Source organism: Natrialba asiatica DSM 12278 (genome assembly GCF_000337555.1).
Classification (GTDB): Archaea; Halobacteriota; Halobacteria; order Halobacteriales; family Natrialbaceae; genus Natrialba; species Natrialba asiatica.
Genome location: NZ_AOIO01000034.1, coordinates 77,981 through 104,208, shown reverse-complemented (window position 1 = coordinate 104,208; position 26,228 = coordinate 77,981). Strand labels below are relative to the sequence as shown.

25 protein-coding genes, 1 tRNA gene and 3 pseudogenes are annotated in these 26,228 nt (G+C 60.2%); 15 read left to right on the top strand and 14 right to left on the bottom strand.

Going from position 1 to position 26,228, the window contains the following annotated elements:
• Positions 1-65 precede the first annotated feature (65 nt).
• The 3 genes from C481_RS15225 (at position 66) to C481_RS15215 (ending at position 1,542) form a co-directional block, all read left to right on the top strand.
• Complete coding sequence (locus tag C481_RS15225; protein ID WP_006110169.1) at positions 66-623, top strand: metal-dependent hydrolase; 558 nt, start codon at positions 66-68, stop codon at positions 621-623.
• A 145-nt stretch (positions 624-768) separates the two neighbouring features.
• Positions 769-1,371, top strand: coding sequence for a tRNA (pseudouridine(54)-N(1))-methyltransferase TrmY (gene trmY / locus C481_RS15220; RefSeq protein ID WP_006110168.1), 603 nt, complete (start codon positions 769-771; stop codon positions 1,369-1,371).
• A gap of 98 nt (positions 1,372-1,469) precedes the next feature.
• Positions 1,470-1,542 (top strand) — tRNA-Pro (locus C481_RS15215).
• 193 nt (positions 1,543-1,735) lie between these two features.
• Here C481_RS15215 and C481_RS15210 read toward each other — a convergent pair.
• The 10 genes and pseudogenes from C481_RS15210 to C481_RS15165 form a co-directional block, all read right to left on the bottom strand.
• Positions 1,736-1,927 (bottom strand): hypothetical protein, encoded by a 192-nt coding sequence (locus C481_RS15210; RefSeq protein WP_006110167.1) that lies wholly within the window; start codon positions 1,925-1,927, stop codon positions 1,736-1,738.
• 183 nt (positions 1,928-2,110) lie between these two features.
• Positions 2,111-2,827, bottom strand: a complete 717-nt coding sequence (locus C481_RS15205) for a DUF2270 domain-containing protein (protein ID WP_006110166.1) — start codon at positions 2,825-2,827, stop codon at positions 2,111-2,113.
• Between the two features lie 73 nt (positions 2,828-2,900).
• Positions 2,901-5,384 (bottom strand): methyl-accepting chemotaxis protein, encoded by a 2,484-nt coding sequence (locus C481_RS15200; protein ID WP_006110165.1) that lies wholly within the window; start codon positions 5,382-5,384, stop codon positions 2,901-2,903.
• Positions 5,381-6,631, bottom strand: coding sequence for an ABC transporter substrate-binding protein (locus C481_RS15195; protein ID WP_006110164.1), 1,251 nt, complete (start codon positions 6,629-6,631; stop codon positions 5,381-5,383). Before C481_RS15195 ends, C481_RS15200 begins: the two co-directional genes overlap by 4 nt.
• 266 nt (positions 6,632-6,897) lie before the next feature.
• On the bottom strand, positions 6,898-7,284 hold the full coding sequence (locus C481_RS15190) for a hypothetical protein (protein ID WP_006110163.1): 387 nt from the start codon (positions 7,282-7,284) through the stop codon (positions 6,898-6,900).
• A 23-nt stretch (positions 7,285-7,307) separates the two neighbouring features.
• A complete protein-coding gene (locus C481_RS15185; protein WP_006110162.1) occupies positions 7,308-8,258 on the bottom strand; it encodes a GNAT family N-acetyltransferase in 951 nt (316 codons plus the stop codon).
• 240 nt (positions 8,259-8,498) lie between these two features.
• Positions 8,499-8,687: pseudogene (locus tag C481_RS15180) on the bottom strand (ISNCY family transposase); the annotation flags it as partial.
• Between the two features lie 87 nt (positions 8,688-8,774).
• Positions 8,775-9,626, bottom strand: a complete 852-nt coding sequence (locus C481_RS15175) for an aldo/keto reductase (protein ID WP_006110161.1) — start codon at positions 9,624-9,626, stop codon at positions 8,775-8,777.
• Between the two features lie 248 nt (positions 9,627-9,874).
• A complete protein-coding gene (locus C481_RS21300; protein ID WP_006110160.1) occupies positions 9,875-10,552 on the bottom strand; it encodes a helix-turn-helix domain-containing protein in 678 nt (225 codons plus the stop codon).
• A gap of 387 nt (positions 10,553-10,939) precedes the next feature.
• On the bottom strand, positions 10,940-11,623 hold the full coding sequence (locus C481_RS15165) for a helix-turn-helix domain-containing protein (RefSeq protein WP_006110159.1): 684 nt from the start codon (positions 11,621-11,623) through the stop codon (positions 10,940-10,942).
• Positions 11,624-11,887: 264 nt separating this feature from the next.
• Here C481_RS15165 and C481_RS21980 point away from each other — a divergent pair, with 264 nt between their 5' ends.
• The 4 genes and pseudogenes from C481_RS21980 to C481_RS23070 form a co-directional block, all read left to right on the top strand.
• A complete protein-coding gene (locus C481_RS21980) occupies positions 11,888-12,046 on the top strand; it encodes a hypothetical protein (protein WP_161605635.1) in 159 nt (52 codons plus the stop codon).
• 2 nt (positions 12,047-12,048) lie between these two features.
• Complete coding sequence (locus tag C481_RS15160) at positions 12,049-13,092, top strand: ABC transporter ATP-binding protein (protein WP_006110158.1); 1,044 nt, start codon at positions 12,049-12,051, stop codon at positions 13,090-13,092.
• The gene (locus C481_RS15155; protein ID WP_006110157.1) at positions 13,089-13,991 is read left to right on the top strand and encodes an ABC transporter permease; all 903 of its coding nucleotides are present in this window, start codon (positions 13,089-13,091) and stop codon (positions 13,989-13,991) included. The genes C481_RS15160 and C481_RS15155 overlap by 4 nt, the downstream gene beginning before the upstream one ends.
• 16 nt (positions 13,992-14,007) lie before the next feature.
• Positions 14,008-14,460 (top strand): annotated as a pseudogene (locus C481_RS23070) (transposase); the annotation flags it as partial.
• Between the two features lie 500 nt (positions 14,461-14,960).
• Here C481_RS23070 and C481_RS15145 read toward each other — a convergent pair.
• Positions 14,961-16,061 carry a GNAT family N-acetyltransferase gene (locus C481_RS15145; protein ID WP_049904689.1) on the bottom strand — a complete coding sequence of 367 codons (1,101 nt, stop codon included), beginning with the start codon at positions 16,059-16,061 and terminating at the stop codon, positions 14,961-14,963.
• A 308-nt stretch (positions 16,062-16,369) separates the two neighbouring features.
• Positions 16,370-16,516, bottom strand: a pseudogene (locus tag C481_RS22730) (helix-turn-helix domain-containing protein); the annotation flags it as partial.
• A gap of 399 nt (positions 16,517-16,915) precedes the next feature.
• Here C481_RS22730 and C481_RS15140 point away from each other — a divergent pair.
• From C481_RS15140 to C481_RS15110, 7 genes are all read left to right on the top strand, one after another.
• Positions 16,916-17,563 (top strand): helix-turn-helix domain-containing protein, encoded by a 648-nt coding sequence (locus tag C481_RS15140; protein ID WP_449406459.1) that lies wholly within the window; start codon positions 16,916-16,918, stop codon positions 17,561-17,563.
• Positions 17,564-17,735: 172 nt separating this feature from the next.
• Positions 17,736-17,933 carry a hypothetical protein gene (locus C481_RS15135; RefSeq protein WP_006110153.1) on the top strand — a complete coding sequence of 66 codons (198 nt, stop codon included), beginning with the start codon at positions 17,736-17,738 and terminating at the stop codon, positions 17,931-17,933.
• Positions 17,934-18,292: 359 nt separating this feature from the next.
• Positions 18,293-19,087 (top strand): CPBP family intramembrane glutamic endopeptidase, encoded by a 795-nt coding sequence (locus C481_RS15130; RefSeq protein WP_006110152.1) that lies wholly within the window; start codon positions 18,293-18,295, stop codon positions 19,085-19,087.
• A 361-nt stretch (positions 19,088-19,448) separates the two neighbouring features.
• Entirely contained in the window at positions 19,449-19,949 is a 501-nt protein-coding gene (locus tag C481_RS15125) for a DUF3995 domain-containing protein (protein WP_006110151.1), read from the top strand.
• Between the two features lie 191 nt (positions 19,950-20,140).
• Positions 20,141-21,184 (top strand): Cdc6/Cdc18 family protein, encoded by a 1,044-nt coding sequence (locus C481_RS15120; RefSeq protein WP_006110150.1) that lies wholly within the window; start codon positions 20,141-20,143, stop codon positions 21,182-21,184.
• Between the two features lie 476 nt (positions 21,185-21,660).
• The gene (locus C481_RS15115) at positions 21,661-22,122 is read left to right on the top strand and encodes a response regulator (RefSeq protein ID WP_006110149.1); all 462 of its coding nucleotides are present in this window, start codon (positions 21,661-21,663) and stop codon (positions 22,120-22,122) included.
• Complete coding sequence (locus C481_RS15110) at positions 22,122-23,981, top strand: bacterio-opsin activator domain-containing protein (RefSeq protein ID WP_006110148.1); 1,860 nt, start codon at positions 22,122-22,124, stop codon at positions 23,979-23,981. Before C481_RS15115 ends, C481_RS15110 begins: the two co-directional genes overlap by 1 nt.
• A gap of 43 nt (positions 23,982-24,024) precedes the next feature.
• Here the strand turns inward: C481_RS15110 and C481_RS15105 are convergent, their stop codons facing one another.
• On the bottom strand, positions 24,025-25,053 hold the full coding sequence (locus C481_RS15105) for an LLM class flavin-dependent oxidoreductase (protein ID WP_006110147.1): 1,029 nt from the start codon (positions 25,051-25,053) through the stop codon (positions 24,025-24,027).
• A 148-nt stretch (positions 25,054-25,201) separates the two neighbouring features.
• A complete protein-coding gene (locus tag C481_RS15100) occupies positions 25,202-25,801 on the bottom strand; it encodes an HdeD family acid-resistance protein (protein ID WP_006110146.1) in 600 nt (199 codons plus the stop codon).
• Between the two features lie 214 nt (positions 25,802-26,015).
• Between C481_RS15100 and C481_RS22985 the strand changes: the two genes are divergently transcribed.
• Positions 26,016-26,138, top strand: a complete 123-nt coding sequence (locus tag C481_RS22985; RefSeq protein ID WP_275040069.1) for a hypothetical protein — start codon at positions 26,016-26,018, stop codon at positions 26,136-26,138.
• The last annotated feature ends 90 nt before the right edge of the window (positions 26,139-26,228 follow it).

Below are 26,228 nucleotides of genomic sequence, written 5' to 3'. Positions count from 1 at the left end.
TGCCCCGTCTCACCGCGCGGGACGAGTCGAAGCATCTATTCGTCGATCCCGAGAAGGGCCACGGGATGTGGCCCTGGGGACACCTTGCCGTCGCGTACCTGCTCTATACCGGCTACACTGCGCGTCGATTCGACCGCTCGCCGCGGTTCGTGCCACTGGTTGCACTCGCGATCGGCTCGCAGTTTCCCGATCTGATCGATAAGCCGTTCGCCTGGACGTTCGACGTCCTTCCCGGCGGACGGACGCTCAGCCACTCGCTGCTGTTCGTCGCGCTGTTCCTTCCGGCGGTATACGCAGTTGCGGATCGACTCGAGTTCAGGTCGGCGAGCATCGCCTTTTCGATCGGCTACCTCTCGCACCTGCTCGCAGATATTCCGCCGTCGGTGCTCACCGGTGAGCCGACGGGTGCCGCGTACTTGCTCTGGCCGGTGGTCGAGCAGCCGTCCGAGGACCCGATCGGCGGAATTCTGGATGCGTTTCTCAACTACTACACGATGGGACCCTACGAGTGGCTCCAGCTCGGCCTGTTCGCCGGTGCGGTTCTCGTCTGGTATCGCGATGGCGCGCCGGGGCTGGCGACCGTTCGGGCGTCGGTTCGGCGGTATCTGCCGACTCGATCCTGACTGGGAACCCATTTCGTCCGCCCCCGCTCGTTCTTCTCTTCTCCGCCCCACCACACCCCCCTTTCCCCACTCCTCGCGCCGTCCTCCCCCCGCTCCGGCCGGTCGAAACCGTGGCGGCTATCCCACCACCCGCCGTTCATCGCGTATGCGCCAGTTCGTTCTCATCGCCCACGACGTGCCGCTCGAACCCGACTTTTCGCTCGACGATCTCGCCGGCGGCGCCGGCCGACTCGACGCGCTCTGTCGATCGATTACCGCCTCGTTCGTCACTTCCCACGGCATCCGCGAGGACGTCCGCACCCATCTCGTCGTCCAGGACGAGTTCACGATCACCTTCACCGGGAGCGACCTCCGGCGACTCAATCCGGACGAACGAAGCACCGCCGCCCTCGTCCGCAACGCGCTGGAGCATCGGGAGGAAGCCATCGGTGCCTTGCCGGCCGAGCCCGGTCCCGGCATCGAACTCTACCGCCGCGGCCTCGCAGACACGCTCGCTGAACTCGCCGACGACGGGCCGGTCGTGCAACTCCACGAGGGCGGCGCGCCGGTCGTCGACATCGATGCGGCTGAACTCGAGTCGGGGGTGTTCGTCCTCTCGGACCACCGAGATTTCACCGACGCGGAGGTAGAACTGCTCGAAGCGCACGTTGAGCAGCGTCTTCGACTCGGTCCGGAACGCTTGCATGCGGATCAGGCGATCACCGTTGCGCATCACTATCTGGACACGGCGGGGTACGACCGGTTTTGAGGACACTGGGCGTTACGACGGCGATGCGAACGGAAGACACAGTCCCGCTTGCGGGGTTTCGGAAGCGTTAAACGAACGGACATCCACGTATAATCTGCGGGCCGGTGGGGTAGCTTGGTATCCTTCGGCCTTCGGGTGGCCGTAACCGCGATTCGAATTCGCGCCGGCCCACTTTTCCCCACTTTCGTTCCTCTAGCGGTGCCTTCGGGTGCTGTAACCGCGTTCTCGTGAGCGAAGCGAACGAGAGCAAGTGAGACGAGTCTCGTGTGATTCGAACAGTGGCAAAACCGATCAACGGCGCGTAGATCGATGCCGATTCGAGCGGAAAATCGAGTGAAGGCGTCGTCGATACGAAGCGGAATGATTACTCCGCAGTCGTTCCATCCGATGCCGGTTTGTCGTCGTCATCGACGAGAACGAACTCGGCCGAGCCACAGGGACACCCGTCGTTCCCGATCAGCTGTATGTCTCCATTCGGCCACTGTCGGGCCGCGTAAACGGAATCGCACTCGGTGCATTTGGCGAGTTCTCTCGAAACGTCGTCTCTGTTTGCCATCCCCGATAGTATAATGTCGATATCGATGGAATGAGCGTTTCTATTTGCGAAACTGTTAGCGCGGTTCCAGAACGGGAGCAGTGAGAACCCATCGCGGCGTCGGGCGGACGGACTGTTGGAAGTCAGTTCCGGCACACCCGCGACAGACGCGGGTGCGCTGGGAAATCGGTACAGCGGACCGTTTCAATCCTCGGGACCGCCGTCGGTGTCTTTCCAGTCACCGGTTTCGACACCGTGGATTTCTCCCTTTGCACGGCGTTCGGCGGGCCAGACTGCGATCGCGATAATGACGGCGTAGAAGACGGCCAGTCCTGCAACCACGACGATTCCCGGGATGCCCGGGAGTTCGGCGGCTTCGGTCCACTGCGCTTCGGGAGTAAAGAGCGTTATTTTACTTGCCCAGGCGACGCCGACGACGGCGAAGAGGAGCGCGTAGACCCGTCTCACCCGTCGAGACAGTGCCTCGAAGAACGACACTTTGAACGTCGGCTGTCTGAGGTCTTCCCCGACTTCCTCCCGCCAACGGGGGTGTTCAGCGCCGGTCGGGTCGAACGCGTTGGCGAAGACGTTCTCCTCCATCAGTCGAACGCGGGCGCGCCAGACGTCATAGAAACGATAGCGACGCACCTCGAAGAATAGAAACATCACCAACAGTAACAGGCCGACGAGCAGGAGGTACGCCGGTATCTCCTCGCTCGAGAAGACGAGCGAGAGCAGCGCCGCGATCAGCGTGATCGCCCAGTCGGTCGTTCGATCGAGCCGATCCTGCGCGCTCGTCGCCTGGGAAACCTCGCCCCGGTAATAGTGCGGGACGAGCGAGAGGAAATTCTCGGAATCCGTCGCTGCCTCCGCTGCGACCTCCTCGTGCTCTGTATCGAGTGTATCGTTCTCGCGACTCATAGACAGTTTACGACGGCGACGAATATAAGGGAGGTGTGCCGAAACGCGAACCGGACGAGTTCAACGCTGAACGTTACACGGGCGAGACGGGCGACTGATCGGCCTCGGCTGACCCGTCACTACCCTCCTGCGAGACGGCAGTCTCGAACCGATCGAGCGTCTGTGAGAGTTCGGCCGCCTGGTCCGCGAGGGTATCGACGCTGCGGGTGACTTCCGAGAGCGAGGCCGTCTGTTCCTCGGCGGCGGCGGAAACGTTGCTTGCCTCGGCGGCGGATTCCTCGCTGCTGCTTGCGACCTCGTCGACGGCGGTGACGACTTCCTCAGTCGAGGCCGCCTGTGCGTCGGTCGCGGCGGAGATTTCAGTGACGCCGTTGTTCGTATCCTCGGCGAGTTCGGCGATCTCCGCGAGTGCGTCGACGGCCGGCTGGACGGCTTCGGTGCCCTGCTCGACCTTCTCGCTCGTGTGCTCGACGACGTCGACGGATTCGTCCGTCTTTTCCCGGATGTCGTCGATCCGGTCTTCGATCTCCGCAGCGGCGTCTTTCGCGTCCGCGGAGAGTTCTTTGATCTCCTGGGCGACCATGTCGAAACCGCCGGCCTCGCCGCCTTCGCCGGCGCGCGTCGCTTCGATGCTCGCGTTCAGCGCGAGCAGGTTGGTCTGGTCCGCCACGTCGGAGATGGCGTCGACGAGTTCGGTGATCTGTTCGACCTCGGTTTCGAGCGACTGGATGGTCTCGACGGCGCGTTCGGCCTCGGTTTCGACTTCGGTCATCTCCTCGATCGCGACGGTCGCGGCCTCGCGGCCCTCGCGACTGGAGTCGACGGTCCGTTCGGCGACCGTCTCGACCTCGCTCGCCGTCGACGCGATCTCCTCGGTCGACGCCGAGAGGTCCGACAGCTCCGCGTCGACGGTCTGGAGCTGTTCGCTCTGGCGCTCGGAGGCATCCGAAATCTCCTGCACCGATTCGGCGACCTGTTCGCTCGCGCTTTGGACCTCCTTACTCGAGGCGCTGACCTGCTGGCTCGCGGCCGCCACGTCGGTCGCGAACTGTTTGACCTCGTCGACCGTCGCCTCGAGTTCGTCGAGCATCGCGTTGAACTCGGTGCCGATCTCCTGCATCTGCTCGTTATCGGTGTCGACGTCGGCGCGGACGGTGAGGTCGCCGTTTGCAGCCTCGCGCATCGTCCGACTGTACTGGTCCGCAGCGCGTTGCAGTTCCGCGGTCACCTCTGCCATGCGTTCGCGTTCGGCCTCGGCTTCGGCCTGTGCAGCCTCCGCTTCGGTTTTGGCTTCCTCCGCCTCGGCCTGGGCCGCCTCGGCCTCGGCTTGAGCCGCCTTCGCTTCGGTGATCCGCGTCTCGAGTGCCGTGCTCATCTCGTCGAAGGACTCGTAGAGCCGGCCGACCTCGTCGATCCGGTTCGTCGAGAGGTCGATATCGAGATCGCCCTGTTCCATCCGCTTGGCACGGTCTCGGAGCGTTTCAAGCGGCGTCACGGTCTGGCGCGCGAGGAAGACCCCGCCGACCAGCAGCGTGAGCAGCCCCGCTCCGATGACCGAGAGGAGGCTCTGCCCGACGGCTGAACTCGCGGCGAACGCCTGGTCCGTCGGGACGGTCGTGATCGCAACCCAGTCGTTGTCCGCCATCGCGCTGTAGCCGATCACGAGGTTGCCGTCGCGTTCGAACGCCGTGCCCTCGCGAACGGTGCCGAGCGATTCGACGATTTCCTCGTCGGGGTCACCACTGAGGTCGTTGCTCGCGAGGACGGTGTCACCCTCGGTATTGAGGATCATCGTCTCCTGGTCTTCGTGGAGTTGTCGAAGCCCGTCAACGCGGTAGTCGATCGTTCCGACGACGACGGCGATTCGGGCCTCGTCACCTTCGACCGGACTCGCGAACGCGATCACCCGGTCGTCGAGCGTGCCGGACTGGTATGCCGCCGGCGAGTACCAGACGTCGTTCGCCGCCGTCAGGTCGACGCCGGGCTCGATCCCCGTCCAAGGTTCGTCGATACTGGACAGTGACCGGCCGCTGACCTCCCCGTTCGTGCTCGTCAGCACCCGATCGTAGTTCGTGTCGACGACGTGGATCGCTCGAACGTCGACCGGCAACTTCGCCTGCTCCTCGATGATGTGTGACTCGGCCGTTTCTGTATCGGTTCCCGACAGCGCGGGAGCGGACGAAAGCGACCGAGTGTGTGATTCCATCGAAATCGTCCACTCGTTGATGGAGTCTGCGTGCATGTCAACCGTCGCCGTCAGTTGCTGTTCGGCGTCGGTTTCGACGGTGTTCTGGGCGTTGACGTAGCCGATCGCGCCGACACCGGAGAGAACGACGAGGATCGCTAGCACCGAAATCACGAACTTCCACCGATAACTCCCGCGAATCACCGATGGGACCAGCGACCGCATCGTGGAACCGAGTCCCGACTCATCCCCGATCGTCTCCGCCGCGCGCCCGTCGTGCCTCTCGGAACCCTCGTTTCCAGCCGTCTCTCCCGTTTCAGGATCCTCGCCACCAGCCGTCTCTGCCGGTTGCTCTGAGTCGTCTTCCGTCATTGTGCTACCCCCTCGGGCGTTCGCTCCTCGATCGAGACGATCGCCTCGCCCTCGAAGGTGAAGTATTCGTACGTAACCGACCCCCCATCACCGTTCTCGTCGAACGCAACTTCACCGGAAGCGCCGCGGTACTGAACCGGCTCGCCGTCCGCGGCGAGTTCGAGTCCGGTGGCGAGTTCACCCGGCAAGATTTCCGTTCCCCCGTCGGTCGTTACGTCGATCATATTCGATCGGATAGCCGTCCCGTCGTTCGCGCCCGCCGCGGCGTTCGAGAGCAAAAGCGTCGCCGCCGCATCGTAGGCGTTTGCCGTGAACAGCGGCGGCTCGCCGCCGTGTTCGTCTTGATACAGCGAGGTGAATCCGTCTCGACCGGGCCCGGACGACACCGGTGCGGTTCCGTAGACATTCGAGAGCGATGCGTCGACGCCCCGTGGAATCGCCTCGTCTTGGAGCCCGTCACTAACGAGGACGGTTTCCGTTCCCTGGTGGTTCTCGTAGTACTCGGTCAGCAGGTCGACGCCGCTCTCGGCGTAACTGACGAGAAAGAGGATGTCCGGATCGTCGGACAGCGCCTCGCGCAGTGGCTCGGTATAGGAATTACTCCCCTCCGTGAACGACACCTGGTGTTGAATCGTTCCGTCGAACGACGCCGAGAACGCGCCGGAGAGCTGCCGGCCGTAGTCACCGGCCGTATACAGCGTCGCCGCCGTCTCGGCATCGTGTTCGGATACCGCGATCTGTGCGGCGATGACCGCCTGTATCGAGTCGTCCGGTGCCGTCCGAAACGAGAATCCGCGATCGTTGAGAATGCCCATCGTCGGCGACGTGCTTGCCGGTGAACAGGTGACTACTTCGGCTGGAATCGTCGCCTGTTGGGTCATCTGTAGCGTCACGTCCGACGCCGCTGCTCCGACGATGGCCGGGTATCCTGCATCGATCAGTTCCGCCACGTTGTTGACCGCAGCCGTTGGCGCCGTCTCCGAATCGACGACTTCGAAATCGACCGAGACGTCCAGGTCGGATCCCTCGAGTTCGACGATCGGCAGCATCGCCCCGTTTCGGAGCGGATCACCGAACGCCTCGAGCCCGCCCGAAAGCGGGAGCACACCGCCGTACTGAAGCGTCCGGTCGGCCAGTGCCAGTTGGTCGTCAGCGGTGTTCCCCCCGAGCAATCCGTCGCCGAGGCAGCCAGCGATCGCTGTAACCGCACTGCCGGCGATACCCCCGAGATACTCCCGTCGCCTCACGGTTTCTCACACCCGTTCGTCACGTCCCCCTGATTGCAGTCGCTCTGCCTCATGTCACGGCACATAGTTATCCGTCTGCTGTTGAGACTTTCAACGTTCTGGCCATATTCCAGGACAGTGACTACTCTCCGGTATCTCGAGGGACATCACCGAGTCGTTATCGAGTAGCGTGCTGACACCCGGCAGGTCGTTCGCGAGACGCCCCGTCGGTAGCCACGGCTACCACCAGGGAAAACGAGTTCAGCCGCTGATAGAGCGACGCGACGCTACAGATCTCGAAGTCGAATCCCGTCTTCGACCAGCCGAGCGTTTCGCTCGCGGTCGATATACTCGGCGAGTTCATCGTGGTCGTGGATCTGAGCGATTACGTCCGCATAGAGCGTCCGCCACGCGATCGCGTAAATCGGCGACTGCCCCCACGCCCGCAGTTCCGGCACGAGGTCGTCGTAGGTCTCGTATCGCTGCTCGAACCGGTCGAGCACGTCGAGCACCTGGCCCGCTGCCTCGCGGTCGTCATCAGCGGTCTCGAGAACCTGGTTGAGTCGCCGTTCCCAACCGGCCACGGCCTCTTTCATATCGGCCTCGGCGACGTCGTCATCCGCCGGCAATCGCTCGAGCAACGGTTCCGGAACGCCGAGTGAAATCGAGTCCATACGATGGTGTCCGTCGGCGACCCTCAAGAATCTGTAGGCCAGGTCGCAAACAGCACCTCGTCGACGAACTCGTCGTCAAGGCGATAGTGATCCGTTCGGACGCCCTCGCGCTCCCATCCGTTGGACTCCAGGAAGGAAATCGCCGTCTCGCTCGAACTCGGGACGCCTTGGACGACCTTCCGGTAGCCGGCCTCCTTCGCCCACTCGAGGCCGTGCTCAAGGAGCGTTCGTCCGATTCCCGCACGACGATGTGCCGGGACGACGCCGACCGTCAACTCGGCCGTATGCGACCGCGAGTCGAGCGCCGGAACGTCGAGGTGGAGCCAGCCGACGATCCGAGTGTCGTCGGGTTCGTCGGCGGAAGTGGAACCGGCCTCTGGGGTAGAGTTAGAGTCAGAGTCAGAATCAGAATCAGAATCGGGGTCAACACCGGACCCGGCGTCAGTAGCCGTCTCAGACTCGCTGCTAGAATCGAGTACCGCAGCAAAGCAAATCCGCGACTGTGAGCCGTCCTCGGTACCGTTAACCCGAACCAGCGCCGGTGCTCGTTCGAGCCGCGTCGCCAGATCAGCCGCGACGACGTAACTCCCATCCTGTGCTACCGTCCGCATGGCCTCGAGAATTCCCTCCCGATCCGACTCTCGGGCGGTCCGAATCGTCACCGCCCCCGATCCGGTCTCGAGTTCAGTTGGCGATCCGGGAACCGAAACTCGGAGCGTCCCCTCGGATTCGGCCAGGTACCCATCGGTAAGCAGCGTCTCGAGACACGACTCCAGCGTCGACGGCTCGAGGGCCGTCTGTTGTGTGTAGTTGCCCGATCGTGCCGGCTTCGAGTGCGCCGGGCCCGCATCAACCCGCACCGACCGGAGCAACTCCGACCGCGTTGCCGTTCCGTGTCGGTCGACGAACTCGTAGACCGCCCGCTGAACGTCGTCGAACGAACTCGTCGGGTCGTCATCGGTGTGCATGGTCATAGTGGGTGCGCCATCGGGGAGGGGTATGAGTGTGCGGGTTGCAGACGAAACCTGGCCATCTGCCGCTCCGTCGATCTCCGTCGATCAGCGTCCCGACCGTCCAAGTTGTGACGACCGACCCGTTCGTGACGCTCGCGAGTCGAAGGGACCATCGCCACGGATCGAATTGATAATGTTCTCCGTGGCGGCGTTGAATGCCGTCATAATCGCGTCCCGAATCCGATCGATCTCGGGTCATCGAATCATCGTCCTCAAAATCCTCGTTCCAAAGGTCACGCGGTTCTGATCGCGGGCATCCTCGAGGTTGTCGACGTGAATCGATAACTGGCGAATGACGCCCCAGAGGTGGTCTTCACGCTCACAGAGTGTCTCTGCGTGGACAGTGATTGAGTCAGCGACAGCCGACGGGTCAGTCGCGGCTGTCAGCATCCGGTTCAGCCGCTGCGTCAGTGTCGATCCGATCGGAAAGCGTCCGAGGACTGGGTGGAACTGAGGGAAGTCGGCGCTCGTGAGCGCTTAGGTATTGGCCTCAACTTCACTCAGTCGTTTGACGAATTCCGGGTCCCGGTGGTCAGGGAACAGAGGTTCAGATTCATTCAGTTCCGAGATTGCATTCATGTCTTTGATAGTCAGGTCGAAATCAAAGATATCGAAGTTCTCGACGATCCGCTCCTTGTGGACTGACTTGGGGATCGCAACAATGCCTCGCTGTATCAGCCATCGAAGAACGACCTGTGCAGCCGATTTGCTGTACTGCTCGCCGATCGAAACCAGCACGTCGTTCTCGAAGAGGTTGTTCCGTCCTTCAGCGAACGGCCCCCAGGACTCATGCTGAATCTCATGCCTGCTCAGGAACTCAGCGTCTTCGGTCCGCTGGTAGAAGGGGTGTGTCTCGATCTGATTGACTGCGGGGACGACCTCGTTCTGGACGATCAGGTCGATCAAGCGATCCGGGTGGAAGTTGCTAACACCGATAGCTCGAATCTTGTCTTCGTTGTAAAGGTCCTCCATTGCCTGCCATGAGCCATGAACGTCACCGAAGGGCTGATGGATCAGATACAGATCCAGATAGTCCAATCCCAGTCGATCGAGTGACCGTTCAAACGCCCGCTTCGTGCTTTCGTAGCCAGCATCCTGTATCCAGAGCTTCGTGGTGACGAACACGTCCTCTCTCGCCACATCGCTCGTCTCGATCGCTCTGCCGACGGCCTCTTCGTTCTCATACCCGGCCGCAGTATCGATGAGACGATACCCGGTACGGAGAGCTTCGGAGACGCTCCGTTCACATACTTCGAGATCCTCGATCTGATACGTACCGAATCCGAGGATCGGCATTTCCACATCGTTGTTTAGCTTGACGGTTTCCATTTCCACATTCGAGTGTAGATCGCACGACATTTGGATTCGATGCTATTCTAAAAACCCATTTAAGTCCCTTCGCCTAGCCCGAACACCCCTCCATAGAGCGTCCTGGATAGCAGCATCTGATCAGAGGCTCAGTGAGTGGTTCAGGCACGGGACTACATATCGACATACAACACTTGCGGGGAAACAGCGATAGTCAGATAGAAATTGATCCTGGTGAATTTCCGACCCAGTAGTTCGGAAAGATACTGTCACGTCGAAGGGTTAGTCAGCGATGGCTGTGTCCCGATCGTCGACGTGAGTAACTGGCGCTCCCCTCGACGGAGAAGGTTCGACATCGAGGGTTGAGAAATACCCATCTCCTCAGCCAAGTCGCCGGCCGTGGCCTGTCGGGGATTGTCGTAATATCCGCGAGAGATAGCGAGCGCCAGTGCCTCGTATTGCCGGTCAGTTAGCCCGTACTGTGAGTGTTCATCTGGGGACGGAGAATCCTGCGTGATCGAGATAAGATCGACCCGAATGCCGTGCTCATCGCAATGATTCCGCATATTATTGAACGAATCATAATCCCGAACAACCTTCTTTTCGTACCATCCCTCTGGAACGATAATCGTCGGTTCTATTTGAGCCTTAGCGAACTGTCCGGGAACGAACGCTTCCGAAACGATATCATCCAGTTTGACGCCGAGCTGATAGACGTCCCTGCCGCTCTCGCGTCCAAGGGAGGTTGTCTCCACTACTTCATCAAGAGCAATGAGATCATCTTCGGTAACGCCATCGGCTGGGTCGAGATGGACGACGAACACCTGAGAGTCCCCTCCGAGACACAGGCCGTGTACACACTCGAGTTGATTGGACGGTAACGATTCTGCGAAACTAACGAACGGAAGCGAGGGTGAACTAACGAGGAGTTCCGCAGTAACTGTCATAGGATGTAGAAGACGCTACCCAGACTTAATCCTCTAGACCGGTGCCGACTTCTATACAATCATATCCTATTGTACCTGATCATCTAATTTAAAATCGACTCTTTCGATCTCTTCGGCGCTTGCTTCGTCTTAATCGGAGCGGTGTCGGAGTTCCACGTCTACTGCGATCTTCTCTGCGTTATCACAAAGAGAACGACGGGGCAATCTTACCGAACAAACACTCCTTGCTTGTACTGATGAACGTACCGATCAACTTGTACGAGTCCTTTATCCTACGTTTTCTGATGTCGGCTAGGTGGATTTCTAATGCACGATCAGTGTCGGAATATAGCTTAAAAGCCCACCATTCCCAGAAGGCTGTATACTAAAACCCATATCTATGTTATTTTAGACGATTACAGACTGAATGATCTTTGCTTCCGCCCGCTGAAGATGTTCTCCGATCGTCCGTTGTGACAATCCGAGTTCGGTCGCCAAGTCACGATGTGTTGTACGCCGTGGGATGTCGTAGTATCCCGCTGCGATCGCTGCTCGCACGATCTCTTTCTGTCGGTCAGTGAGTTGCGCTGCTGGGTCATCCATCTGCGGTTGATACTCTCCTGCTCGTTCGAGACGGAGGTCCATTTCGTCAGGGACGCTAGCGATCATCTGCTGGAGGGCTGCATCCTCACCGAAGAGGGTGACTTGCAGTCCGTCAGCAGTCTCCCTCATTGGCCAGTCGATACTGATCGCTTCGGTATCGAAGAGTTCGAAAAGCGTTGTTTGAAACGCTTCGGGCTTGTACCTGAGATACGCCAGCCACGTCTCACCACCCGTTACGGTACACGAGATGATCTCTGGGTTTTCGTCTTCTATCGTTGCGAGACGATCAGCATCACCTCGGAACTGCACGATTCCAACGGCGGTCCCATCATCGAGAAGATTCACGTAGTGTATCGCTTCCTGGGTCGCGACGAGCGTCCCATCGATCCATACCTCTCTTGGATCGTTGGTACTTTCCTGCATCTGTTGGTGGCTCTGCGACCGAATGTAGTCTTCCGTCAGGGCTAAGACGACGGTTATGTATCTCATTACTGTCGAGGTTCACGTACTCGGTCGCACTATTCGTTCTCTCTCGAATCGCCTCTCTCTGGATGAGGTGCTACCAACCGTATCATGCACGTGAGTGAGGGTGGAGTAATTATAAACATCCCGCCCATGGGCGGAGTAATCTCCGAGGGGAAACAGCGTCTCTCTTCCTCCGTGATACGGAGGATACAGACGCGAGAGATCAACACAGAACGCACCGATGCTCCGAATGGAACCACTCCACGACCAACAGATGATATAGATGATATGGTTGTGTTCGGGGGCGACCCCGCCGAAGTGAGCGAGGGCGAAGCGCACCGAGCTACCGTTCCCCTGTCGTGGAAGACACCTCCGGCTGACTTCCTCACGATCGGTGGGAACGAGATCCAAGACGCGGTTCCGGAAGAAACGAAGGAGGGACTGTGATCATGTCCGCCGAAACGACCGAAAGACGGAAGGCTTCCTCAACTGCGATCACGGCGAGGAACGTCGAACTCACGTACTCGGACGGCACCCGAGCGGTGCGCGATATCGACCTCGACATCCCTCAGGGTGAGTTCTTCGGATTTTTAGGACCGAACGGGGCGGGCAAGACGACCGCGATCAAGACGTTCGTGACGTTGCTACAGCCCACGGCGGGGTCGGTGACCGTCAACGGCTTCGATGTCGGTGAGGACCCCCGCGCCGTCCGCTCGTCCATCGGCTATATGGCCCAAGAGACGAGCGTGGACGAAGAACTCACCGCACGCGAAAACATCCAGTATGCGTGTGAGATATACGGCGTCCCCCGAAGCGGGCGCGTCGAGCGGATCGACGACCTGTTAGCCCTCGTCGACCTCGCGGACGTGGCCGACAAGCAGCCCAGTGGATTCTCGGGTGGGATGAAAAAGCGCCTCGATGTCGCGACTGCACTGGTTCATGAGCCACCGCTCGTGTTCCTCGACGAACCCACGACTGGGTTAGACCCGAGGGCCAGACTTTGCCTGTGGGAGCACTTCCGTGAAATCAACGAGCAAGGGACGACGATGTTTCTCACGACCCAATATCTGGAAGAGGCCGACGAGCTCTGTGACCGTCTCTCGGTGATTCAAAACGGGCAACTTATCGCCACCGATTCACCGAACGCACTCAAATCGCAGGTCGGCGGCGACATCCTCGGTATTACGCTCGAAGATCCGACAGCCGAGCAGCGAGCGCACGCCCAACGGGTCGTCCGCGAGTCGGGCTTATTCGAGGAGGACACGATCGAACCCACCGACGAGGGCGTCGCTATCGCGTCCGAGCACGCGCGCCGGGAGGGTACCGACCTCCTTGTCGCTCTACGGGAAGCGGGCTTCACGGTGACGGGATTCGACGTTCGATCGCCGACGCTCGACGACGTCTTTCTCGCGATCACCGGCGAAACAGCGAGCGAAGAGACGGCCGACGAAGACCAGCCGGACGACACCGTCCAGACGGCGGTGAGTCGATGAGTACGACCGAAACTGCGCGGGCAGTCGAACAGCAAGCGGCTGGCAACAGCTTCCTCGTCGATGTGTGGATCACGCTCAAACGCTGGCTCCGGAAAGCCGTTCGTAACTCGTCTGTGGTGTTTGAGGCACTGATAACGCCCTTTGTCTTTTTGATATTATTCACGCAGGTGTTCGGGCAGCTCGCCGGAGGGCCAATCCAAGAACTGTTCGGAGCGGACGTCACCTATGTTACCTTCCTCACGCCATCCATCGTCATCCTCTCAGCCATGGTGGTAGCCACCCACTCGGGAATGGGGTTGATCGACGACATGAACAGCGGCATGTTCGACAAAATACTCGTCTCACCGACCCACCGTGGGGCGATGTTCCTCGGGAAAGCCCTCGCAGATATGATCCGGATCATCATTGAAACGGGGATGATTCTCGTGCTCGGATACGTACTCTTGTGGATCGATTCCGGCGGCTCGGTCGGGACTTACATCCAAACGGGACTGGGAGGCGTGCTCGGAGTCTTCGCCATCGTCGTCGTGTTTGCGCTGTGGTTTACGGCCTTCTCAAACATCGCTGCACTCGTGACGCAGGACGCCACATCGGCCGCTATTTGGGCGTATCTCGTGCAGTATCCCCTGTTTTTCGCCTCAAGTGCCTTCGTGCCGATCAGCGTTCTCCCGAAGTGGATGCAGCTAGTGGCAACGATCAATCCAATCACGTACGGTGTCGATGCCGTCCGTGCGCTGATGCTCGGCCAGGATGTCCTTACTGTAATCGACGTAACGGCGTTCTCCGGCATCTGGAATACCGTCGTGCCTGCGGTGATAGTGCTCGGTGTGTTTAATCTCGTATTCGGTGGTATCGCCGTCTTCTTGCTGCGACGCGTGGCGAGTTCACGAGTTAGCTGATTCACTAGATGGCGCCCTGCAGACTGCCTTCCGCTGTTTCGCCCTCGAATCCAAAGGGTCAGCCAACGAGCTGGACGACTTCTCAGCTGTCACGACCATCGCGCAATCGTGGTGCGAGCGTGCTACCGACTGTGGCGACATCGAAACGCTGGCCTGTCGCCTTCCGATTGACCAGTGCACGTTCGATACGTGTGATTCGTTAGCGCCGTACTCGAGGCCGTATCCGGTGGTGAGACTAGTGCGAGCGTTCATTATCGAGATGGTCAACGGCTGGGACGAGATCGCGCTCCACGGTCACCTGCGAGCGAATCCATCGCTCGGTCGCGACCTCGGCTTCGAAACCCTCCCGAACCAATCGACATTCTGGCGGGCGTGGCACCACCGCTTCAGCGATGAACTGCGCGATGCCGTACAGGAATGCAGCGATGCGATTGTGCAGGCTGCTCGGACACGCTCATCGAACACACCTTCGTGACCTCTCGCGAATACGCCCTAGTATCATCTGAATGAATAGAGTCTATCCTCCGCCTACATGTGTGGAGATGAATGGTTTGTAGAAATCCAAACGCAGAATCTGCGGTGGACTGTACTCGACCCAATTCTATATCGCGATATACAATATATGAGTTGTATTGATACCCGCCAGCGGGTGAGCTGTATCGACCAGGCGACAGTCACTGCTCTCGATGACCGCCCACCGAGACCAACACCAGAGTCGCACTCGCCGCCAAGAACAGCACACCTGGGGAAGTCCGAGGACGGGACTCGAACCGCGTATCTCGCTCACACGGAGCGAATCTTACCGTTAGACCACCTCGGACACGTTTCCGACAGTATATCACACGCGTGCTACCCACTTCAGCCCATCTCTCGTTTGCATCAGCTGAAACGACGTTCGCATCAGTTGGGACGATCAGACTCGTAGTACCAGTCCGCAATCTGCACCGAACTCGTTCTTCGGTGAAGCGGTCACTGTCGCATCCGAAGGTAGAGTTCACGGCCAGCGGTCACAAATTTCCAGCGGAGTCCGTCGCCGCGCTCCCAGTAGAGATTCGGGACGAGTTCGCCGCCGAACCCCGCTTTGAACCGGAACAGGCCGCTTCGAAAGTCACCGGTCGCCCCGCCGAAGTCGTAGGCGTCGTACCCGTTGTCGATCGCCCACCGGATCACGGCGTCGTAGAGCAGTTCCGAGGCGTGGTCGTCGTAGTATTCCTCCGGGACGGCGGCGAAGAAGCCGTGAACGGCGGACTGTTCGTCGTCGAGCAGTTCGAGAAAGCCGCCCGCGTACTCGCCGTCGAGCCGGAGGGTCAGGAGGAGCAGCCGCGAGTCCATCGCCAAGAGGTTCTCGAAGAACGCAAGCGGGTAGGCGTCGCCGCCGATCTGTTCCATGTGCCGTTCGTACGCGCGGTGAAATCGTTCGAGCGTTGCTCGCGTGAGTTCTTCTTCAACGATTTCGTAGGGGTGGGCTTTGCCCTGCTCGATTCCCTTGCGTCTCGAGTCGCTCATCCCTGACCGGACCCGGTCGTACCCGTCCGTAAGGGAGAGGACGAATCGCCCCTTCGACCGTGCTGGTCGATACCCGTGCGAGCGGAGCACGTCGCTGTACTGGAGATACTCCGTATCGTGAGCCCGGATTTCGTGAACGATGGTCCGACCGGTACAGAGTGTTGGGACTATCTCGAGGATCGCATCGAGAGTCTCGGCGGTGTCGGTCGTAATCGCGGGACCGCCAAACCCGGGATACGTCGACCAGAGCCGTTGGAACGGAACTTTCGGGAGATCGACGACGAAGTTCGGGAGGATTCCGATCGGATTGCCGTCTTTGGTCACGACGACGTGGTTCGGCGTGTAGCCGAGCCCGGTTTCGATCGCCTCGAGCCACTCGTAGCGATGGAAAACGCTCGCTTGGTTCGCGTGGGCAACGACGTGATTCCACCGTGAACGATCGATGCTGTCGATCGTCTCGTGGACAGTCACCTCGTAGTCGGTGGTCGTCTCACGGGTGCGTTCGTCGGTTCCCACTCGTGTTCGACGATCGAGTTTCGTTTTGACTGCAGAGAGAGTACCCATCGGTGAACTCTTCCAGTCAGTGACTTGTGGTCGTTTGCTCACCACTCACGAACTGAACGCAGACACTACATTTAACACCGATTAAACGCGTAGAGAGGCGAGTTCTCCCTCAAAGCAGTGTGTTGGCCACCAGTTGATGATATCTTCCGATAAACTATATACAGCGATATGGAAGTGAGTGATCTGAAGGCAACGAGGTCAAATATAATCGCTTGAATTCGGTGTCTTCAACGGCCGGACGACCATGGTGGGGGTCGGTACCGGTCGATTCACTTGTAGTCTGGCTACGGTGCCGCCTCAGCGACGAATTACCCCGAAATTCGGCTTTCAGCCCGGTGACGCAACCTGCTCGCTGCCCAGTTGTGGCTGTCGAACGTCTCAGCCAGGTCATCGAGCGTGCAGTTTCGAGGTGTCTCGTAGTAGCCGCGTTCGACGGCCTCGGTAATGAACTCCCATTAGCGGTCTGTGACAAGAGACAACGAGACGGTCGGATAATCGCTTGAAATTGGCCGTTTCAGCCTGATTGGGAGTTCGCCGGGGCGACGTCTGGGTGATGAAGTCAAGCAGGCGGATTTTTCATGCGCGACGAACGTCGAAATCGACTTGGCAGAATGAATTCTATATGCTATTATACATAACTAATCCACATAGTCGAGTTCAGTTCTCGTTTCAGACCGAAGAAGATCCATGAAGTCTGAGGTCGGCTAGGCCGATTCGCCATACAGAGACTCATTCGAAATCCATACTGTAAAACGACCGACAACCGTCACGTTTCGGCCGATTTCGATGTTTCTGCAGTAATCACCTCGGTAGCCAATCTTCTATTAAGACCGGGAACGTATGGCTTCAAACGCATGCGTTATCTCCGTCTGACATTTGATGAAGATGTCTTCTCGCCGAGTCCAGCCATCACTCGGGGAGCAGTCCTCAACATGCGAGTCTTCCGTGATGGAACAAGCCTCGAACTCGATTATGTCGACGGTGATATTGACGAACTCGTCGCTGAACTCGAAGACGGTCCCGACTACGTACAGTACGAAGTCTGTGAGCGTGACGGACGACAGGGCTATGTGTATATTCGCGGCCGCCCGGATGAACACCTTTGTCGCCTTTACGAGCTGCTCGGGACGCACTCCCTGCTGATCGATCTCCCGATTCGATTCGGCGGCGGGTCTGACGTGACGGTCCGCATTGTCGGCTACGAACGGGGACTGTCCGACGCATATCAGGCCTTTCCGGAAGAGATCCGCGCTCAGACGACGATCGAGCAAGTCGGCACGTACATCCCAGACGCCCCCGAGATGCAGACGCTACTCACTCCTCGCCAACGCGAAGTAATTGAGGCCGCCGTGGCGGTTGGCTACTATGCGACGCCCCGTACCGCGACCGCGATCGACGTTGCAGAGCGAGTTGGATGCGCCCGCAGTACCGCCTCCGAGCATCTGCGCAACAGCGAAGCGCGGCTCATGACTGCAGTATCGGCTTCGTCACAGGCGGAGTGAGCCATCGTCTCCTGACGCCTCCCTGCTATCTCGATCCGAGGGCGAGGCGGTGCGTGGATCGGCGTGATTTAAAGATTCATCATTATCTGCCAGTAACGCCTTCGAATCTCTCCTCCCAGTACAGGTATGTCTCGGATGACAACTCCGGTCGACACGCGGCCGACGCGCACCGGTGGAGATCGACCTCGTACAATATCGTCTCCTGACAGTGCTCGTCGCTGTCGCTGCAAACGCACTCGTCCGAGTGGTCGTCCTCAGCGTCATCGCTGTCTTTGCGAGCTTCGTGCCGTTGGGAGGGGTATCGGCGATTGGGAGCTCCTTCCTTGGCGCAGTTGGGGCGACGGCCGTCTACGGCGTGAAGTCCGGATAATCGCACACAGTAGGACTACTTTGGCTCTCTAAATTCATTGCCGATGAACGAACATACCACGGAATCAGGAACCGGTACAATGACTCCCACACAGCCAACGGCGCTGAGGGGGATACATCGTGTTTCCCCAGTTCTCAGCCGGTACCAGAGGAGAACGTACCGATGAACGCACTAGCAACCGACGGAATGACGAAGCGACTCGGAAAGACCACTACGGTCGATGGCCCCTCATTCACAGTCACGCAGAGCGAGCCGTTCGGTCTACTCGGCAAACAGGCCGGACAAATCGACGCTGACCAAGGTACTCGTTCTCCCGCTTCGACCGAGCAATGGACATATCATCTCTACGAGGGACGGGCATGAGTGGTGACGCACAGCAGGAGTCACAGCTGCCGCCACTCTCGCGGTCAGGTGATGAGGATGCCTCGAACTCCAACGCGGCAGGGCGTCGGTCACCACTGACGTTCTTCGCGCTGGTTTTCGCGCTCTCGATCCCATTCGGGGTAGTCGGCATAGTGACCGGAATACAGTTGTTTCCGGGTATCCCGGTGACTGCACTCGGGGGCTTTTGCCCAGCGATAGCGGCTGCAATTCTTCTGTACAGAGAGAACGGCATCGCGGCTGTGACCCAGCTACTGCGGCGATCCGTTGATTACAAGCACATTAGGGCGAAGATCTGGTACATCCCCATCGTTGTGCTACTGCCTGGCGTGGTGATCGTGCGGTATGGATTGATGCGCTTATTGGAGTTGCCGCATCCACCCCCGCAATTCTCGGTGGTGACGGTGCTGGTCATGTTCGGTGCGTTCGTCGTCTTCGCTCTGGGCGAAGAACTGGGCTGGTCGGGATACGTTATCGACTCGATGCAGGAGCGGTGGGGCGCGCTCCACGCCAGCGTTCTCTTGGGGGTAGTCTGGGCCATGTGGCACCTCCCAGTGATGGTGCAGCTCGGCCAATCGTCGGCACTGATCGCTTTGGGATGTCTCAACATGGTGGGGGTACGAGTTCTGTTCGTCTGGCTCTACAACAACACGGGAAAGAGCGTCTTCGCAATCGTTCTGTGTCACGCCATCCTCAACGTCACGACAAAGACCCTGTTCCCGGGGGGTTCGTTCGACACGGGGCTTATCGACACGTGCTCATCGCCGTCGTAGCCATCACCGTCATCCTCGTCTGGGGACCACGAACGCTCGCCGGGTATCGACTACCTCTCTTGATGGCGCTCGAGGAAGACTGAGGAGGGGACCGACCGTGACTGAAAACGAAGGATAAGAAACTCGGCGGGAACGTGCAGACTACTCGGTGGTCGGCTGCCGAATCTCGGTTTCACACGCCGTACAACGGCTGATAACCACTGTTCGTCGGGGAACACCGGCAGCATCGATTTCGATGTGTCGTATCGGACGGAGTTCCGAGAACCGAGTTCCGTTTGCCCCCGAGAATAGCAGGTCCGTTTCGGTACCAGTATAGTAGCCGGACCCTCATCTTTTTCGTCGAAGAACGTGAACGGAGAGCATGGGCGAATCTCGGCGGACGCGCCCAGTCGGTCGGACGCGGGTGCCGATCTGGGCCGGCTACGCGGCCTGTCTGTGGGCGGCGGTGTTCGCCGCGATGAGTTTCTACTGGGCGCTCGGGGGAACTCTCGGACTAAAGACGATCGGCACGTTTGCGCAGTCACGGGATGCGACGTTTGTCGCGATGCTGTGGGTAACTGGGATCATGAAGGCCGGCGGTGGCCTCGTTGCACTTGCACTCGTTCGGCCCTGGGGTCACCGCGTTCCGCGTCCGCTCTTACTCGGTTGTGCCTGGGCAGGGGGTATCGGGTTGGTTCTGTACGGGGGCGGGAATCTACTCCAGCACGCGCTTATGGCGGCCGGAATGTACAGCGTTCCCGGCGCAATCGGTTCGACGACGGCAGTCTGGGGGCATCTCCTGTTCTGGGACCCCTGGTGGATCGGAGGCGGCGTGCTGTTCAGTATCGCAGCGTGGGGCTACACCACTAGCACGCGCAACTGACGCTGACGTTAGCAGAGGGCACCGGGGAGACAAAACGAACGTGGAACCCGCCGGGAGGACACGGCTCTCGTCGTTCCGGTGGACGCTCCGAGTTCACCGTGCGATCCGACACCGACGGTCTCCGTCTCTGCCTTTGCCTCTGCCTCCGTGGGGGCCATCACTTATTGTGATCGGTCAGCAACAGTGACGGTGTGATCGTCGACGGTCGAGTGCTCCGCGAGGACTTCGTTCCGAGCGAGGTCGTCCATCGCCACGACGAGGTGAATCTCCTTTCGGAGACCCTGGAGCCACTGCTCTCCGATCGCCGGCCTGATCCCGCGTTCCTGTTCGGTCCGACGGGCGTTGGCAAAACCTGCATCGCCCGCTACACGCTCGCCCAGTTACACGAGCAGGACCCGGATGTCCGGGTCGCCTACGTCAACTGTTGGCAGGAATACACGCGATTTCGCGTGCTGTACAGCCTCCTTGAAGCAACCGGCCGAACGACGGACATCCATCGATCGACGGCGAAAGACGAACTCTTCGACCGACTCGCCGAGGGGGATACCCGTCCGATCGTCGCCATTCTGGACGAAGTCGATCAACTCGAAGAAACCGCCGCGCTCTACGATCTACACCGGCTACCCCACGTCTCGCTGGTACTGATCGCCAACCGCGAGGAAGAACTCTTCGCCAGCTTCGACGACCGCGTCCGGTCACGACTGCACGCCGGTACCCGAGTGCAGTTCGACCGATACAGAACGGCTGAACTCTGCTCGATCCTTCGCGAACGAGCAACGCAAGGGCTCGAACCGGATGCGGTGACGACGGACCAGTTACGGATGATTGCCGACGCGGCCTCCGGCGATGCGCGCGTCGGGATCGGAATCCTCCGGTCAGCAGCGCGCCGAGCGGAACGAAACGGGCGCGAGTACGTCACCGAGACCACGATCGAGGCGGCGATCCCCGACGCTCGAACGGCGATTCGGCGCAAGACTGTCGAGGGTCTTCCAGACCACCAGCGCGTGCTCTATGAAATCATCACCGACGCAGGTGAGATCGAGCCGGGTGAACTCTACGAGGCGTACGAACGACGGGTCGCGGAGCCAAAGACGGCGCGGACGCTACGAAACTACCTGACGAAGATGGTACATTACGACCTGATCGAGTCGGTTGGCGAGCACCGCGGGAGGCGGTATCGGCCCGTCGCAGACGGGGACGAAGGCGAGGAGTCGGAGCCACCGACCGAGGAGTGAGACGACGAAAGCGAGAGGGACAGTGGAACGAAGCGGTGACGGCGGAGGACGTGAGCGCAGACAGTGCCAGAACGTACCACTATCTCGATCCGTTCTGACTGTCCGCGTCGACGGAACGTCCCATCCTGTGGAGAGTGAACACTACATTTATCCCTGCCAGCCGATTTTGCAATACTAGAAGCTGCAGTACAAACCGGCTGAGAAACGCGTTCAGGAGGCTTACATGGGTGGATACCGGAAATATGAGTTAGGTGCCAGACTGGGTATCGAATCAACAAACGCCGCGACAGAGGCGACAGGGACAACCAGCCCGCCTGCGACTCGTTCACTGCGAGTTCATACTGTCGGACAGAACGGCGTGAAGAGTGGTCGCTTCGCTGCGGCCGTCGCCGGTGGAGACAGCCGCGAATTCGCGACCAACTTCGTATTGACTGCTATCCGCCAGTATCAGAAGCGGCGACGACACGGATGGGTCGATGACTGACAGTCGAGCGGCCAAATCGATGCCGGTACAGATCCTGTTAGTGGAGGATAATCCGGGAGATGTTCGGCTCACCAAGGAAGCGTTCAAACAGGGACGAATCGAGAACGAACTGCACGTCGTTTCCGACGGGGCCGAAGCGCTCGAGTACCTCTATCAGCGCAGTGAGTATGCGGACGCACCGCGTCCGGATCTGATTTTACTCGATCTCAATCTGCCGCGGACGGACGGAACGGAAGTGCTCGAAGAACTCAAGAACGACGCAGAACTGCATTCGATTCCGGTGATTGTTTTGACGAGTTCACGAGCGGAGGAGGATATTGCAACCTCCTACGAGTTGCATGCGAATGCGTACTTGACGAAGCCGGTTGATCCTGACGAGTTTATCGAGACGGTACGAACCTTCGAAAAGTTCTGGTTTTCGGTGGTTCGGTTGCCGTCAGAGCGTGATCAGTAATGACAGAGAGTAACCCTGAGAACGAGCGCCGGAACCAGTCCGAAAGCGAAACGACGACCGGATCGGGCGGACGGGACAAACTCGATACCACGACCGCGACACCGGAGCAATCCGAGACGCTTCGAGCGTTACTCATCGAGGACAATCCCGGCGATGCGCGGTTGATCGAGGAAATGCTCCGGGATACGGAAGAACTCGCACAGCGGGTCAGTTCGTCCGAGTCCGCCGAGCAAACACCGGAGATAATCCGTGAAAGTCGGCTGGCAGACGGCCTCGAGACGTTCGAGCAGAGTGCCGTCGATGTCGTCCTGCTCGATCTGAATTTGCCCGACAGCCAGGGACTCGAGACGCTCGAAACCGTCTCCGAAGCGAGCGACACGACACCAATCGTCGTGTTGACTGGTCTGCGGGACCAGCAAGTCGGTATTCAGGCGATCCAGCAGGGAGCACAGGACTTCCTCGTCAAAGACGAAGTGACGAGCGAGTTGCTGGTTCGAACGATTCACCACGCGATCGAACGCGCCCGCCAGGAGCACGAACGCCGCCGCCAGCGCGAACAACTCGAGGCGATCAACCGCCTCAACGACATCGGTCACGACATCATCCACGCGGTGATCACCACCGAGACGCGCGCTGAACTCGAACAACGGGTCTGTGACCGGCTTACGGCATCGGACGGCTACCGCTTCGCCTGGATCGGCGAGGTCAATCCCGGGAGCGACGACATCGTCCCCAAGGCGGCGGCCGGCGTCGAGAACGGCTATCTCGAAGCGGTCGAAATCAGCGCCGACGAGGGGGAACCGACCGGTCAGGGGCCGGCGGGAACCGCAATTCGAACCGGGACGGTTCAGGTCGCAAACAACGTCGACAGCGACCCCGAGTTCGAGCCCTGGCGCGAGGAAGCCGAATCACGCGGCTACCAGTCATCNGTCGCAAACAACGTCGACAGCGACCCCGAGTTCGAGCCCTGGCGCGAGGAAGCCGAATCACGCGGCTACCAGTCATCGGCATCGATCCCGATCATCCACGAGGACCTCATTTACGGCGTCCTCAACGTGTATGCCTCGTCTCCACGCGCGTTTACCGCTCCGGAGACGCAGATTCTCGCCCGCATCGGCGACACGATCGCCCACGCGATCACCGCGATCGAACGCCGCGACGCGCTGGTCAGCGACGCCGTCATCGAACTCGAGTTCAGACTCGAAGAGATGGTTCCGGAACTGGTCGCGCTGACGGATACCGAGTCGCGGACGATTTCGATCAAGCAACTGATCCGGGGTGACGAGGCGCTGCTCGCATACGGGACGGCTCAAGACATCTCACGGGAAGCCTTCGAAGAGGCCGTCGAGCAAAGCGAGGGCGTCACCGCTGTCAGATTCCTTTCCGTAAAGCGCGATGAGTTCGAGTTCGAACTCGTGATACCGGCTGCGGCGTCGCTGTTCGAGGCGATTGCGACCCACGGTGGCCGGGTCGAGTCGGCGACGATCGCAGATTCCGAGTTCAGATTCGTCGTCGAACTCCCGCGCGGCCGCGATACGCGCCAGATGATCGAACTGATCAAAGAACACCGGGCCGATGCGACCTATCTCGCACAGCGAACGACGGAGCGGAGCGAGCGGGACGATTCGGGGTCGGGTGGATCGGGAGCCGGGCGGAGAATGATGGGCGTGCTCGAGGACGATCTCACGGAGAAACAGCGAGCGGCCCTCGAGACGGCGTACTTCGCGGGGTACTTCGACTGGCCGCGCGAGAGTACTGGCGAGGAGATCGCAGACCGCCTCGGCATCGCGCCGGCGACGTTTAATCAGCACCTTCGGACCGCAGAGCGGAAGTTTTTCGATTCGGCCCTCGGGGAGTAGTCCGCGGCTTGCTGTTGTGATGTCGTGAATCGCGTGTAATCACTTAGTGAGCGTCCAATCCGACAGCCTCGGCGAGCAGTTCGTGCGAGCGGAGCACGTCGTCGTGATCCGCGATGAGGTTCTGGACGATCACGTCGTCGACGCCGACCTGGTCGGTCAGTTCGTCGAGCAGCGTTCCCACCGTCTCCGGACTGCCGGACATCGCGCGAGGCCACTCGCCGGGCGGCAGCGACTGCGGTGTCGGATCGGGGACGCCACCGAGTTCGTCGATCGCTTCGTCGACCGTCGGCGTCGATCCGGTAACACCGCGTTGCATGCGCTTGTAGGACGCCTCGGCGCTCGCCCGAAGCCGTGCGGCCTCCTCGTCCGTGTCGGCACAGGCGACGTTCACCGCGAGCATCCCCTTCGGTTCGTCGACCCCGGCGTCCGACGCGGCGGGATCGAAGTGCTCCCGGTAGGTCTCGAAGGCGCGCACGGCGAGGGTCGGCCTGATAAACGCTGCAAAGCAGTAGCGGAGCCCGAGTTCGCCCGCGATCTTCGCACTGGAGGGACTGGAGCCGAGCACCCAGATTTCCGGGACGTCCTCGGCCGAGCGAGCCAGTTGGAGATCGGCGTACGGATGGTCCGCACCGAACTCGTCGTAGAGGTGGGTGGCGGTTTCTTCGATCTTCCGGGCGTGGTCCTCGTCGGGGTTTTGCTTGCGTCGCTCGGTTCGGAGCGCGCGGTCGGCGGCGGGTTTGCCGGTGGCGCGTCCGAGTCCGAGATCGATGCGGCCGGGGGCGAGCGCATCGAGTGAACTGAACGTTTCGGCGACCTTGAACGGGCTGTAGTGGTTGAGTAACACCGTTCCGGAGCCGACGCGGATCGTGTCGGTCTTGGCCGCGAGATGGGCGATCAGCACCTCGGGCGTCGTGCTCGCGATCGAGTCGGCCATGCTGTGGTGTTCGGCGACCCAGAACCGCGAGTACCCGAGTTCCTCGGCCAGTTGAGCGAGTTCGACGGTGTTCTCGTAGGCCTCAGTTGCACTCGCCCCGTCAGGGACGGGTGCAAGATCGACAATCGAGAGGTTCACACCGATGATTTGAGGCGGAAGCCGAATAATTGCTCGCTTCTCTCCAACCGTGAGGGGGGACACAGAGCGTGACGCTGGTGAGCGAAGTGGCGAGCAGCAAAAGCAGGTCAAAATGAACCGGGATCGGGTCGATCGTCCGGCTGGCGTCTCATGCGCTCCGCGGCTCACCCGCGGTGGCGTTCGTGTCGTCCATGTTTCGGCCGCTGATGGCGACGATGCCCATCGAGAGGCCGGTCATGAAGAGGCTCACGCCGACAAGTAGGCCGATCGCCCAGGCCGCATCCGCCGGGAAGCCGGCCCAGAGCAGGACCGCCAGTGCGAGCGAGAGCACGCCGCTTGCGGCGACGGACATGCGTCCGGGCTGGTCCGCCATCCGCATCGACATCCAGAGTTCGGCGATGCCGTCGGCCAGGAGGTACGCGATGGCCAAGATCGTGAGCGTCAGGAGGCCGATAACTGGGTTTGCGAGTAGGAGGACCCCGGCAACGACGGCGACGATTCCGAGTGCGAGTTGCCAGAGCGAGCCGCTCCACCCGCGTGCGGTAACGGCGTGTGCGCCGTGGACGATGCCACTAAGTGCGAGCAGTGCGCCGAGCGCAAGCGTCGCCGAGATCCCCGTCGCGAGCGGGAACGCAATGGCGAAGAGACCGAGGAGGCCGACGACGGCCCCGGCGATGGCGAGCGTTCGCCAGCCGCGCTTGAGCGAGTAGCTGTACGAGTCGTCTGTAGATACTGTGTTCGAGGACATTACTGTCTCCGATAGGGAGTAGGGCGTGTAGGGGGATAAAACAATTCTATATTTTGATAGTAACTCCAAAGAATGGACCGGTCCGAAAACTGGATACACCGACGGATCGGGACCGAGAGACACGCGTTAGTCCGCGGTATCGATACTTCGTGTCGGCTTTAAAACTTGTCGAGAACCCGGTCGATTACATCCGTGGCCCGCAAACCAACTCGTGATGGTCGAACAGGATACGGACACGGACGAACGCGATTCCTACTGTCACTGCGATCTCTGTGGGGACCGAGTTCAGGTGGCGATCTATCGCGAGCACTTGCTCAAAGAATGCCCCGGTCGGTGATCGCTCGCGGTCGTCGCTGACAGTCACTTTTCTTCGACGTGATGGCTTTCGAAGGCGACGCCGCACGAACACCTCGGCGCGGCCGACGGT

Coding starts and splice junctions, on each gene's coding strand:
- C481_RS15225 (WP_006110169.1), top strand. CDS start 66: ATGTGGCCCTGGGGACACCTTGCCGTCGCGTACCTGCTCTATACCGGC.
- C481_RS15140 (WP_449406459.1), top strand. CDS start 16,916: ATGCGTTATCTCCGTCTGACATTTGATGAAGATGTCTTCTCGCCGAGT.
- C481_RS21980 (WP_161605635.1), top strand. CDS start 11,888: ATGGTTGTGTTCGGGGGCGACCCCGCCGAAGTGAGCGAGGGCGAAGCG.
- C481_RS22985 (WP_275040069.1), top strand. CDS start 26,016: ATGGTCGAACAGGATACGGACACGGACGAACGCGATTCCTACTGTCAC.
- C481_RS15185 (WP_006110162.1), bottom strand. CDS start 8,258: ATGACCATGCACACCGATGACGACCCGACGAGTTCGTTCGACGACGTT.
- trmY (WP_006110168.1), top strand. CDS start 769: ATGCGCCAGTTCGTTCTCATCGCCCACGACGTGCCGCTCGAACCCGAC.
- C481_RS21300 (WP_006110160.1), bottom strand. CDS start 10,552: ATGACAGTTACTGCGGAACTCCTCGTTAGTTCACCCTCGCTTCCGTTC.
- C481_RS15130 (WP_006110152.1), top strand. CDS start 18,293: ATGAGTGGTGACGCACAGCAGGAGTCACAGCTGCCGCCACTCTCGCGG.
- C481_RS15125 (WP_006110151.1), top strand. CDS start 19,449: ATGGGCGAATCTCGGCGGACGCGCCCAGTCGGTCGGACGCGGGTGCCG.
- C481_RS15100 (WP_006110146.1), bottom strand. CDS start 25,801: ATGTCCTCGAACACAGTATCTACAGACGACTCGTACAGCTACTCGCTC.
- C481_RS15165 (WP_006110159.1), bottom strand. CDS start 11,623: ATGAGATACATAACCGTCGTCTTAGCCCTGACGGAAGACTACATTCGG.
- C481_RS15200 (WP_006110165.1), bottom strand. CDS start 5,384: ATGACGGAAGACGACTCAGAGCAACCGGCAGAGACGGCTGGTGGCGAG.
- C481_RS15145 (WP_049904689.1), bottom strand. CDS start 16,061: ATGGGTACTCTCTCTGCAGTCAAAACGAAACTCGATCGTCGAACACGA.
- C481_RS15155 (WP_006110157.1), top strand. CDS start 13,089: ATGAGTACGACCGAAACTGCGCGGGCAGTCGAACAGCAAGCGGCTGGC.
- C481_RS15210 (WP_006110167.1), bottom strand. CDS start 1,927: ATGGCAAACAGAGACGACGTTTCGAGAGAACTCGCCAAATGCACCGAG.
- C481_RS15190 (WP_006110163.1), bottom strand. CDS start 7,284: ATGGACTCGATTTCACTCGGCGTTCCGGAACCGTTGCTCGAGCGATTG.
- C481_RS15160 (WP_006110158.1), top strand. CDS start 12,049: ATGTCCGCCGAAACGACCGAAAGACGGAAGGCTTCCTCAACTGCGATC.
- C481_RS15115 (WP_006110149.1), top strand. CDS start 21,661: ATGACTGACAGTCGAGCGGCCAAATCGATGCCGGTACAGATCCTGTTA.
- C481_RS15175 (WP_006110161.1), bottom strand. CDS start 9,626: ATGGAAACCGTCAAGCTAAACAACGATGTGGAAATGCCGATCCTCGGA.
- C481_RS15205 (WP_006110166.1), bottom strand. CDS start 2,827: ATGAGTCGCGAGAACGATACACTCGATACAGAGCACGAGGAGGTCGCA.